12 protein-coding genes are annotated in these 11,545 nt (G+C 70.6%); 6 read left to right on the forward strand and 6 right to left on the reverse strand.

Annotation, left to right across the window (positions count from 1 at the left end):
* Window positions 1-152: 152 nt before the first annotated feature.
* From EMA17_RS32805 to EMA17_RS56100, 3 genes are all read left to right on the forward strand, one after another.
* Window positions 153-1,880 carry a serine/threonine-protein kinase gene (locus EMA17_RS32805; protein WP_126640803.1) on the forward strand — a complete coding sequence of 576 codons (1,728 nt, stop codon included), beginning with the start codon at window positions 153-155 and terminating at the stop codon, window positions 1,878-1,880.
* A 100-nt stretch (window positions 1,881-1,980) separates the two neighbouring features.
* Window positions 1,981-2,856 (forward strand): hypothetical protein, encoded by an 876-nt coding sequence (locus tag EMA17_RS52045; protein WP_160161641.1) that lies wholly within the window; start codon window positions 1,981-1,983, stop codon window positions 2,854-2,856.
* A gap of 311 nt (window positions 2,857-3,167) precedes the next feature.
* On the forward strand, window positions 3,168-3,356 hold the full coding sequence (locus EMA17_RS56100) for a DUF397 domain-containing protein (RefSeq protein ID WP_160161642.1): 189 nt from the start codon (window positions 3,168-3,170) through the stop codon (window positions 3,354-3,356).
* 106 nt (window positions 3,357-3,462) lie between these two features.
* Here EMA17_RS56100 and EMA17_RS55500 read toward each other — a convergent pair whose 3' ends face one another.
* The 6 genes from EMA17_RS55500 to EMA17_RS32835 form a co-directional block, all read right to left on the reverse strand.
* A complete protein-coding gene (locus EMA17_RS55500) occupies window positions 3,463-3,585 on the reverse strand; it encodes a hypothetical protein (protein ID WP_020556480.1) in 123 nt (40 codons plus the stop codon).
* A gap of 394 nt (window positions 3,586-3,979) precedes the next feature.
* On the reverse strand, window positions 3,980-4,891 hold the full coding sequence (locus EMA17_RS32815; protein WP_160161643.1) for a helix-turn-helix domain-containing protein: 912 nt from the start codon (window positions 4,889-4,891) through the stop codon (window positions 3,980-3,982).
* Between the two features lie 222 nt (window positions 4,892-5,113).
* A complete protein-coding gene (locus EMA17_RS32820; protein WP_126640805.1) occupies window positions 5,114-6,052 on the reverse strand; it encodes a TauD/TfdA dioxygenase family protein in 939 nt (312 codons plus the stop codon).
* A gap of 43 nt (window positions 6,053-6,095) precedes the next feature.
* Entirely contained in the window at window positions 6,096-6,785 is a 690-nt protein-coding gene (locus EMA17_RS55505; RefSeq protein WP_126640806.1) for a TetR/AcrR family transcriptional regulator, read from the reverse strand.
* A 117-nt stretch (window positions 6,786-6,902) separates the two neighbouring features.
* Window positions 6,903-7,334, reverse strand: a complete 432-nt coding sequence (locus tag EMA17_RS32830; protein WP_126640807.1) for a hypothetical protein — start codon at window positions 7,332-7,334, stop codon at window positions 6,903-6,905.
* A 220-nt stretch (window positions 7,335-7,554) separates the two neighbouring features.
* Window positions 7,555-8,526 (reverse strand): hypothetical protein, encoded by a 972-nt coding sequence (locus EMA17_RS32835; protein ID WP_126640808.1) that lies wholly within the window; start codon window positions 8,524-8,526, stop codon window positions 7,555-7,557.
* A 311-nt stretch (window positions 8,527-8,837) separates the two neighbouring features.
* Between EMA17_RS32835 and hemL the strand changes: the two genes are divergently transcribed.
* The 3 genes from hemL (at window position 8,838) to EMA17_RS32850 (ending at window position 11,540) form a co-directional block, all read left to right on the forward strand.
* The gene (gene hemL, locus EMA17_RS32840; protein WP_126640809.1) at window positions 8,838-10,154 is read left to right on the forward strand and encodes a glutamate-1-semialdehyde 2,1-aminomutase; all 1,317 of its coding nucleotides are present in this window, start codon (window positions 8,838-8,840) and stop codon (window positions 10,152-10,154) included.
* A 2-nt stretch (window positions 10,155-10,156) separates the two neighbouring features.
* Window positions 10,157-10,837: a histidine phosphatase family protein gene (locus EMA17_RS32845; protein WP_078976776.1), complete on the forward strand. Its 681-nt coding sequence runs from the start codon at window positions 10,157-10,159 to the stop codon at window positions 10,835-10,837.
* A gap of 100 nt (window positions 10,838-10,937) precedes the next feature.
* Window positions 10,938-11,540: a TlpA family protein disulfide reductase gene (locus tag EMA17_RS32850; RefSeq protein WP_126640810.1), complete on the forward strand. Its 603-nt coding sequence runs from the start codon at window positions 10,938-10,940 to the stop codon at window positions 11,538-11,540.
* The last annotated feature ends 5 nt before the right edge of the window (window positions 11,541-11,545 follow it).

Genomic DNA, 11,545 nt, shown 5'->3' on the forward strand with positions numbered 1-11,545 from the left:
CCCGCCTCCGGCCCCGCCTCCCGCCCCGGTTCCGGTCCGGGCCCGGTGCGAGGGAAGCACCTCGGATCCGGGCCGGACCGCTCGTGATCCGCCCGCGCAAAGTGGACACCCGCGTATTCTCGGGCCAACTGCCGGACGACGAGGGGGGCGCCGTGAAACCGCTCGAGGCCGCGGATCCGCGGCGGATCGGCGGATACCGGGTGCTTCGCGTGCTGGGGGCGGGCGGGATGGGCCGGGTCTATCTCGGCCGCAACCCGGGCGGCCGGGTGGTGGCGATCAAGGTGGTGCGCTCCGAGTGGGCGGACGACCCGGGATTTCGCGAGCGCTTCCGGCGCGAGGTGGACGCCGCACGGCGGGTCGGCGGCGCGTGGACCGCGCCGGTTCTGGACGCGGACACCGAGGCGGACACGCCCTGGGTGGTCACCGGCTACGTGGCCGGACCCAGCGTGTACGAGGCGGTGTCGGGCCGCGGGCCGCTGCCCGAGGAGACCGTGCGCACCCTCGGCGCGGGCCTGGCCGAGGCGCTGACCGCGATCCACGCGGCCGGCCTGGTGCACCGCGACATCAAGCCGTCGAACGTGCTGCTGTCCCTGGACGGGCCGCGCGTGATCGACTTCGGCATCTCGCGCGCGATGGACGCCTCGGTGCTCACCCGGACCGGGCACACCGTCGGCTCGCCGGGTTTCATGTCGCCGGAGCAGGTCGACGGGCGCGACATCGGCCCGGCAAGCGACGTGTTCTCGCTCGGCTCGGTCCTGGTGTTCGCGGCGACCGGTACCGGGCCGTTCGGCGAGGGCAGCGGCCAGGCGCTGATGTACCGGATCGTGGCCCAGGAGCCGCGCCTGGACGACCTGCCGGGGCGGTTGCGCGAGGTGGTCGCGGCGTGCCTGGCCAAACACGCCGGATCCCGGCCGAGCCCGGCCGAGCTGCTGGCGGCGCTGGCGCCGGCGGGTACGGGCGACCTGGTTGCGGGGAACTGGCTGCCGACGGACCTGACCACCGCGCTGTCCCGCCGCGCGATCGAACTCCTGGAACTGGACGAGGACGGGGCGCCGGACGCGGGCGGGTTCGTGGCGACCGGCAGCGGGGCGCCCACGTGGGACGACCGGCCGGCGGGGGCGCCGGCGGCGGAGCCGACCGGGGTGACACATGTCCCCGCGGAGCCGGTCGGTGCGGCGTACCTCCCGCCGGAATCCCCGCCGTCGATGGCGTCGGCCCCGCAGTCCCCGATCCCGCGATCCCCGGGCGCGTCCGCGTTCCCCGGGGCGCCCGAGACGTACGTGGGGGACCGTACGCCGCCGCCGAAGCACTCGCGCCGGATCGCTCCGTGGGTGTACGCGCTCGTCGTCGTGCTGCTGGTCGCCGGCGGCACCACCGCGGCGCTGCTGTGGCAGCGGGGCGGCGACAAGGACGAGCCGACGGCGGCCGGACACCAGGGCACCCCGAGTCCGTCGTCCTCGGGGCAGGCATCCCCGGACCCGGCGTCCCCCGGCAAGGTGTCCCCCGGCTCCGCGACGGACACCCTCCCGCAGTCCTACCACGGCGTCTGGACCGGCGAAGCGACCTCGGACCTCGGCAGTGTCACGCAGATCACCGTCACGCTGACCGGCGGCAAGGTGGGGGACGGCAAGGTCGGCGTCACCAAGCTGACCGGTACACCGGTCGGCGGCCCTCCGGCCGACTGCGACGCGGATCTGGAACTGCTGTCGGTGTCCGCGGACAAGGGCGTCGAACTGACCAGCCATCTGACCCACAACCGGAACTGCGTGGACGGCCGGGTCCTCGTCAAACTGCTGACGCAGACCACGATGTCCTACGAGTCGCCGGGGGAAAGCCCGCTGACCTCGACCTCCAGGGGACGACTGACGAAGAAGGGCTGACCCCCGGTCGGGAACCATCGTTCCCGACCCATGCGTCAAACTGGACACCTGTCGAATGCGGAACGGCCTGTCGGGTCGGTAATGCCCGGTCGAGTGGGGAATGGCGAGTTCGGACATGCGGCACAGCCCTGGGAACGCGGACGACGAGCACGGCGCCGACGTGCTCGACGAGCGTTTTCGCGAACTCGTGGTCGAACTCGCCCCGCGGGTGCCGCTGCCGCCCGTCGCCGGGATCCACCGGGTGGTGCGCCGTCGGCGGCTGCGCAACCGAGTCCTGGCCGGAGTCGCCTCGCTGGTGGTGGTCGCGGGTGGGGCGACCCTGGCGAGCACCGGATTCGGCGGCGACGACGCGAAGCCGACGCACCGGGAACAGGCGGCCGTGAGCCCGAGCGTGCCCCCGTCGCCGGCGGTGACGTCGGCCGGCCCGTCCGCGACGCTGAGCGAGACCTTCTACCCGACCGCCCAGGAGTTCCCGGCGGTGGCCGGGATCTACGACAACTGGCGGGTGGTGGAGACCCGGGAGGCGATGGGCGAGGAACTGGGTCCGTGTGCCACCGACACGATCGCCGGCCTCGGCGCGGTACAGACCGAGGAGCGGCTGTACCGGCACGACGGGCAGGGCGGCGGCCTGGTGCGGCTGGTCCGCTACCCGGACGAACGCACCGCGGTGACGGCGGTGGCCGACTTCACGGGCGGACTCGCCGGGCCCTGTCCGGAGAGCAACCGCCCCAACGCGATGGCCGACGGCACGTTGCGGATCACGCCGCTGAACGCGGAAGGCTCCGCCTGGCGGATTCAGGGACTGGTCAGCGGCGAGGACCAGTACGCGGACTTCGGCGTCCTGCGCAACGGCCCGGTGGTGGCGGTGGTGCAGGAAACGAGCATCGGCCCGGTGAAGGAGCCGCCCACGGACGGGTTCCTCCGATTGGTCGACACCCTCCGGAAACGGTTGGGAAAGCCCGGATCCGGACCCTGATGTTCCGAATTCCAGCTTTTCGCCGGCCAATACCGCAGGCAATAGGCGACCCCGGTCCTCGAATGCTGCGAACAGGTGAGCGACACGGCAATCCGACACCTGGCTATTCGCCACTCACGCGAGCCGGCCGGATTTCACGCGTACGGCCCAGGGGGTATGGAACGCCGTGGCCGACAACAGGCGCTAAGCTGTGCGCGCGCCCTCGAAGTCGGTCAACCCGCAGAGGTGTCCACCCTGCATGGAATCACCCTGCACGGAATCATCCGGCTGCCGGCCCACCTATTCTCATCGGCTCTTTTCGGAGGCAATGCATGGCGGAGTTCGAGCCGCTGGGAAGCGCGTGGCGCAAGAGCACCAGGAGCGCGGACGTGAACTGTGTCGAAGCCAGGCACCAGGACGAGGTCGAGGTCAGGGACTCGAAGGCGCCGGTGTCGCGGCTGGCTTTCGGGGCCCGCTCCTGGGGTTCGTTTCTTCATGCAACCGGTCGTTCGGCGAACTGATCCGGTTGCTCCCGGCGACTTTGCACGCCGATACGTGAAGGCGGCCTGCCGTTCGGCAGGCCGCGATTGATATGGGCGCAAGGCCCGAGGACGGGTTTGGTATCCGTTACCCGATGAGGGTGAGCAGTCCGGCGGCCCGGAGCGTGTAATAAAGCGCTCCCGCTGTCACCGCGGCCACGGCTACCAGCAGAAAGATCACGCGGAGCATCCTCTCGAAGTCGTCCTGCACGAGTTCACCTCCTTTCCCCGATCAGGCGTCCTTTCGTGTCGACGGTGGGTACCGTGCAAGGGCGGGGAGGACGGCGTTGTTGCCCTCATCTGTGATTGTGCATGCCGATGTCCGCTTTCGCCAGAGTGAGTCGAGTCTGCTATGCGTGGTCCCACGCAAAAAAGAACGGGTTGTCCCGGTAAGTCATAAAAACTGACTCGGGACAACCCGTTCGTAGCCTCGCAGTGGCCGCTGCGAAACCGTGCTGCTCATCGACATCGAGCAACGGATACGTACCTGACATTATGCGCAGGGATGTGCAATCAGCCAAGTGGCTCTTGGCATGTAATCAACTCGCGTCCTGGCTGCGCGCGTGCTGTCGGCCGGCCTGCTGCCACAACGCCCGGTACACCCCCTATTCGGGGGGATCGATGCCGGTGGGCGGCGGGGTCGAGCCCGGTGCGAAACGTTCGAGCGCGGCGTCCAGCATCTCCGGCGCGTGCTCCCGCGACGCGAGTTGTTCGAGGCCCCAGAACGTCTCCAGGTAGGAGAGCGGGGAAACGGTCGGCGGGTCCTCCGGGTTGCCCTCGCGGATGACGATGTTGCCGGAGGGGGTTTCGATGAACAGCACCGCCTCGTCCTCGAGGTCGGGGAACTCCATGAGCTGGTAGGCGATGCGGGCCCGGTGGTACAACCCGGACTCGAACGGCACCACCCGGATCGTGATGTTGGGCCACTCCGCGTACTTGCGGATGCGGCGGATCTGGTTCCGCATGACCGCCGGGCCGCCGACCGCGCGATGCATCACGCTCTCGTCGACGATGAAGTGCAGTGTGGGTCCGTCCGGGCGCATCAGCCGCTCCTGCCGGTCCATCCGCAGGGCGACGTTCTCGTCCAGCGCGGGACCGGCCGGCGTCATCACCCGGAGCACCTCGCGCGCGTACTCCTCGGTCTGCAACAGGCCCGGGACCAGGATCGGTTCGAAGTTGCGGATGACCGTGGCCGAGGACTCGTAGCCGAGGAAGACCTTCGCCTCCGCGGTGAGGATGTTCCGGTAGGCGTACCACCAACTGCGCTGCTTCGACGCCCTGGCCATGTCGATGAACTCGGCGACCCGGGCCGGTTCCAGCACGCCGTAGTGCTGGAGCAGAGCCTTGAGGTCGGTGGTCGAGATGTTGACCTGACCGGTTTCGATCCGGATCAGCTTGGAGAGCGACCAATCCATCTCCAGCGCAACGTCCCTTTGGATGTAACCGCAGGCCTCGCGCGTCTGCCGCAGCAGGGCCCGGAGCCTGCGTCCCTGGAACATCGGGTCCCGTGTACCCATCGGCCGCCCCCCAAAGGTTGTCGGCAGCGATCTCGCATCCAGCGAGGGCGCAGAACGGGTGGTGCACAAATGCCACCCGGAGAACAGCATCGCGTCGAATCGGCCGACGCGACAAGCCCTCACCGAGGTCCGAAGCGTGCGGATCCGGCGCCTGGTCGGTCGACGCGGCGCCGGATCCGGGGGATGTCCGCGGAGGGGGTCGGGGGGTGCCCGCGGGGGCGATCAGCCTTCCAGCGCGTAGGACTCGGCGCCGTCCGGGCCGACCGGCTTCGAGCCCCGGAGGGTCACCCGCTGCATCGAACGGCGCATGCCCGGCGGCACGTCGGTCGGGACGAGGTGCACGGTCGCGCGGTTGTCCCAGAACGCGATGCTGCCCGGCTGCCACCGGAAGCGCACGCTGAACTCCGCGTCGGCGATGTGCGCGTAGAGCATCTCCAGGACGTGGGCGCTCTCCTGTCGGCTCAACTCCCGGATGTGGCTGGTGAAGTTCGGGTTGACGAACAACACCTTCTCGCCGGTCTCCGGGTGCACCCGCACGACCGGGTGCACCGCGCGCAGCCCGTCGCCCAGGAACTGCTTGCCCAGCTTGCTCTGCAGTTCGCCGCGCTTGATCGGCAGCGCGTTGTGGTGCACCGCGTGCAGTCCGTCGACCAACTCCTTGAGCGGGTCGGACAGTCGCTCGTAGGCCAGGGCCAGGTTGGCCCACTGGGTGTCGCCGCCGTACGGCGGCACGATCACCCCGCGCAGGATCGACGCGGTCGGCGGGTCGGGAATGAACGTCACGTCGGTGTGCCAGCGGCTCTCCACGAAGCTGCCGCCGCCACCCATGCCCAACTGCTGGTTGTCCAGCAGCAGGATCTCCGGGTGGTCGGGGAAGGCGGCGGGCAACGTCGGGTGGCCGGGGGCGAGTTCGCCGAAGGCGAGGCCGAACGCCTTGTGCTGTTCCTGGGTCAGGTGCTGGTCGCGGAAGAACACCACCTTCCACTTCAGCCAGATCGCCCGGATCTCGGCGACCAGCTCGGCGCCCAGCGGCCGGGCCAGGTCGACGCCGAAGATCTCGGCGCCGATGTGCCCGGCCATCGGCCGCACTTCCAGGCCGAGCGCGGCGGCCGCGGCGGGGGTGGGGTCCTCGTACGTGGGCTGGTCGATGATGCTCGTCATGGCCGAACCTCCTGAGCCGAAGCGAGGTCCCGTGGCGGGACCGCTATGCGGATGGATCGAGCGCGGCCGCGGTCCGGGCGGAGACCGGGGCCAGGTAGAGCGCGACGGCGGTGTCGGTCAAACCCGCCAGGAAGAGCTCCCGATCGGTCGGGGTGTGCCGGCCGGGGTGGTGCAGCGCCATCTCGCGGTCCGCGAGGGCGTGGGTGAGGTAGGACGACATCAGCAGCCAGCGGTCGTCGCGCAGGTGCGCGGGCAACTCGGCGAGCAGGCCGAGCATGCGCTCGCGCACGGTGTGGATGCCGCGCGTCCACTCCTCGCGGGCGAGATCGCGGATGGCGGTGCCCTCCAGGAAGGCCGCGTGCACACAAAAGCGCAGATACCAACTGGGCTCGCCGACCTCGCCGAGGGTGTCGGCGAGCGGGTACAGGAACGCCTCGACCAGACCCCGGACGTCGTATCCGCGTCCGGCGGCGTCGAGTTCGTCCAGCATCGCCAGGCGCCGCGCGTTCACCGGCTCCATCCGATGCCGGAAGACCGCGTCCACCAGGGCCTCCTTGGACCCGAAGTGGTAGCGCGCGGCAGCGGTGTTGCGCTGTCCGGCCTGGGCGCCGATCTCGCGTAGCGAGACCCCGTTGATGCCGCGTTCGGCGAACAGCCGCTCCGCCGCCTCGATCATCAGAAGGCGTGCGCCGGCGCCGCGGTCCGACGCCGAAGCGCCGTGCGTCCCTGTCATGGCCGCACGTTAAACCGCGTGGGTTGATAACTCAAGTGGGTTAATCGAACCCGCGCATCGGACCGCCCGTCGGATCCGCCTGTCGAACCGCGCCCGCCGCACCCCGGCGGCGGGCGCTCAGGAGTGCATCAGGCAGTACAACTGGTGCCCCGCGTGGTGCAGATCGCGGGCGAACTTGGTCCAGTCGTGCAACATCCGATACAGCAGATACGCGTCGCGCGGCACCCGACGATCCGGGAACGTCGACCAGATGAAGGCCGCCGCGCCCAACTCCTCCTCGGTCGCGTTGCGCAGCACGTCCATCAGCATCGGCGGCAACTGCATCACCGCGTGCGCGGGATGCAGCACGACCAGCTCGAGCGGTGGCGTCGCGTCGGGCGGGGTGTCCCCGAGCAGCGACAACACCATCGCGCTGACCGTCTCCGGCTTCACGATCGACACGTAGGAATTGGTGGGGCGTTCGACCGTGTCGGTCGGATCGATCAGCGGTGGCACCCGCGCGGCGGTCGCGCGATCGGGTGCGCCGAAGTACTCATATGTCACGCCCACGTGTGCACCTCCCGACCATGGTCGGTTCCGTGACACGTGCGCACACCCGTGGCGCCCGACGCCATCGCTCCCTGCTCGCTTGTCTCGGTCTGCTCGCTTGTTTCGATCCGAGGGGGATCGGGGGGACTCGTTGAAGATCGTCGCAGGTCGCGCGGGCTTCCCATACCGCGGTTGGGTAACAGGTGTGCACCACTCGGAACCGGTGCCGAGCCGGCATGCGTCAGGACTCCCGGCCAGGCGGCCCGCCCGCGAAGATCCGCGCGAGCGACATGTCGTTCAACGCCTTGACGAATACCCCTGTTCGCACCGAACCCGCCGAACGCGCGGTGATCTTCACCACGTTCGTCCCGACCACCTCGGCCCGGACGTCGGTGAGCATCGCGTTCCACGGCACGCCCTGCGCGGTCGGCTCGCCGCCGGTGAACACCCCGCGCAGCCGATCGGCCTCGGCCCGGGCGGCCTGTTCCGACTCGCGGGCCACGCACAGCACGTTCGTCCCGGGCTCGCCGGACCTGCCCGTCACGCCCACCGCGATCCGGGGCCCGCTCGGCTGCTCGCCACCGCCGGCGCGGTCGGTGAGCACCGCGGCCAGCGGCCGGTCCAGGCAGTCGGCCAGGGCGCGGGCGGTCGGGTCGGCGCCGAGTCGGGTACCGCCCCGGGAGAGGTCGGCGCCGAGCAGGGTCGAGCCGTAGCCGATCTGCCGGTCGGCGACCCGCACCGCGTTGAAGTGGTCGACCACCGACGGCAGTTTCCGCGCCAGCGCGTCGTCGAAGGACAACTCGTTGTCGGCGCGCAGGCGGTACACGCTCGCCGCGGTCGGGTCCGGCTTGCCGCCCAACTCCTTCAACTTGCCGATCACCGCGCCCTTGTCGAAGCCGCCGGCGATCACCCCGCCCTGCTGCGGCGGCCGGCCCGCCGACCACGCCTCGTTCGTCTTCGCCGGATCGAAGCCGAGCGCCGGCGCCACCTGGGGCCCCATCGCGGCCAGATCGGGATAGCCGGTGCCGAGCAGCGCGCCGTACGGTCCGGTCCCGGCGGTGCCGCCGTTGGCCTTGGCGATCGCGGCGGTGTCGCCGTATTCGAACCAGCCCCGGGTCGACGCGTCGTCGCGCACCCCGTCCAGCGCACCGCGCAGGCCCGTGGGCCCGGCGTCGTGGGAGTCGCCGCCGCACGCGGCCGTCCCGGCCAGCATCAGCAGCGTCGCCAGTGTCGGAACGAGGCCGCCGGCTATCCGCCCGCGTCGCCCGGACCGCCCACTCCGACGTGTTCTCGCCGCCACGCGCGCACCCCGATCGTCGTGCTGCACCCCACCGGACATGCCTCACCCGTGGGCACGAGTCCGGGTGGTCCGATCATACTGCGCCATACCCCCGGTTTCGCTTCCCGGATCCCCGGGAACCAACGCGAATCCGCGCACACCCGCTCCGGTCGTCGTCGACCCGCCGCGCCCGGCGCCGTGGCGGGGAGCGGAGCGGGTCCGGATTTGTTTGAGAGCATGACCGGGTGAGCTCTGCCAACGAGAACCCCGCACCCGCCTCCGCCGCCCTGTTCGCACGCGCCCGGGCCGTCACCCCCGGCGGCGTCAACTCGCCGGTGCGCGCCTTCCGCGCGGTCGGCGGCACACCCCGCTTCATGGTCTCCGGCACCGGCCCGTACCTGACCGACGCGGACGGCCGCGAGTACGTGGACCTGGTCTGCTCGTGGGGCCCGATGATCCTGGGCCACGCGCACCCCGCCGTCCAGGAGGCCGTCCGCGAGGCGGTCGCGCGCGGCACGTCCTTCGGCACCCCCGGCGCCGGCGAGGTCGAACTCGCCGAGGAGATCGTCTCCCGGATCGCCCCGGTCGAGCAGGTCCGCCTGGTCAGCTCAGGCACCGAGGCGACCATGTCCGCGATCCGGCTGGCGCGCGGCTTCACCGGCCGGGCCAAGGTGGTGAAGTTCGCCGGGTGTTACCACGGTCACGTCGACGCGCTGCTCGCCGCGGCGGGCTCCGGCCTGGCCACCTTCGCGCTGCCCGACACGCCCGGGGTCACCGGCGCCTCGGCCGCCGACACGATCGTGCTGCCGTACAACGACCTCGCCGCAGTCGAGTCGGCCTTCGCCGCGCACGGCGCCGAGATCGCCTGCGTGATCACCGAGGCCGCGCCGGGCAACATGGGCGTGGTCACCCCGCGTCCGGGCTTCAACGCCGGGATCAAGGCGCTGTGCGAGCGGCACGGCGCGCTGTTCGTCTCCGACGAGGTGATGACCGGCTTCCGGGTGTCCAAGGCGGGCTGGTTCGGCCTGGAGGGTGTCGTCCCGGACCTGATCACCTTCGGCAAGGTGATGGGCGGCGGCTTCCCGGCGGCGGCCTTCGGCGGGCGCTCCGACGTGATGTCCCAGCTGGCCCCGCTGGGCCCGGTGTACCAGGCCGGCACGCTGTCGGGGAACCCGGTGGCCACCGCCGCCGGCGTGACCACGCTGCGGCACTGCACCGACGCGGTGTACAAGCACCTGGACCGGGTCTCGCTCGCGCTGCGCACGGAGGTGTCGGCGGCGCTGGCCAAGGAGGGTGTCGCGCACACGGTGTCCACCGCCGGGAACATGTTCTCGATCTTCTTCACCGACGCACCCGTGCACGACTACGACCTGGCGCGCGCCCAGGAGTCGTTCCGCTTCGGCCCGTTCTTCCACGCGATGCTGGACGCGGGCGTGTATCTGCCGCCGAGCGCCTTCGAGGCGTGGTTCCTCTCGGCCGCCCACGACGACGCGGCCGTGAACCGTATCCTCGACGCGCTGCCGGCCGCAGCCCGCGCCGCAGCGAGTGCCCAGGAGAACTGACGATGGCTCAGAAGCCGCAGACCAACCGCGACGTGACGATCGTCCACCTCATGCGCCACGGCGAGGTGCACAATCCGCACGGCATCCTGTACGGCCGCCTGCCCGACTACCACCTGTCGGAGCTGGGCCTGAAGATGGCCGAGCGGGTGGCCGACCACCTCGCCGGGCGGGACATCACCCACGTCGTGTCCTCGCCGCTGGAGCGTGCCCAGGAGACCGCCGCGCCGATCGCCGGCCGGCACTCCCTGGAGATCGCCACCGACGATCGCCTGATCGAGGCGGAGAACATCTTCCAGGGCAAGACCTTCGGGGTCGGCGACGGTTCGCTGCGCAACCCGGGGCACTGGAAGCACCTCACCAACCCGTTCAAGCCCTCGTGGGGCGAGCCGTACATCGAGCAGGTGGTCCGGATGATGGGCGCGCTCGGCGCGGCCCGGGACGCCGCGCGCGGGCACGAGGCGGTGTGCGTGAGCCACCAGTTGCCGATCTGGGTGACCCGCTCGTTCGTCGAGCGGCGGCGCCTGTGGCACGACCCGCGCAACCGGCAGTGCTCGCTCGCCTCGCTCACCACGTTCACCTACGAGGGCGACAAGATCGTCTCCGTCGGCTACAGCGAGCCGGCTCGGGACCTGCTGCCGGCCAAGCTCGCGGGCAAGAAGCAAAACAAGAGCTTCGGGGCATAGCCCCCTATTTATTTGGGACGAATCGGGATGATTTAAAGCGGTGTCGGCGGCACGACGGACCCCGAGTGGAGCGGTCGTGAGGGCATGCGAAACTTTTCACATGCTCACACGCCGCCTCCCTCGTCGTGCCGCACTGCTCACCGCGGCGGCCCTGCTCGCCCTCACCGGTTGCGGCGGGATGAGCGCCGGCGGCAAGAGCAGCGGCGGCGACGGCAAGGGCTATGTCGACAACGACAGCAGCGGCATCGCGCGGGCGAAGCAGGCCGACCGCAAGTCGGCCCCGAAGGTCGCCGGCAAGACGCTGGAGGGCAAGGACGTCAGCCTCGCCGAGTTCAAGGGCAAGGTCGTGGTCCTGAACGTGTGGGGTTCGTGGTGCCCGCCGTGTCGGGCCGAGGCCGCCGACTTCCAGCAGGCGCACACCGAGAACGCCGACAAGGGTGTGCAGTTCCTCGGCATCAACACCCGCGACGCCACCCAGGACAACGCGCTCGCGTTCACCGCGAGCAAGGGCATCACCTACCCGAGCCTGTGGGATCCGGACGCGCGCGAAATCCTGAAGTTCACCGGGAGCCTGAACCCGAACGCCATCCCCAGCACGCTGATCATCGACCGTGAGGGTCGGATCGCCGCCCGCGTGCTGCGTGCGGTGACCATCGACGAACTGCGCTCGATGATCGATCCCGTGCTGAACGAGAAGGCCTGATCGAG

Source organism: Embleya hyalina (assembly GCF_003967355.1).
In the GTDB taxonomy this organism is placed as follows: Bacteria; Actinomycetota; Actinomycetes; order Streptomycetales; family Streptomycetaceae; genus Embleya; species Embleya hyalina.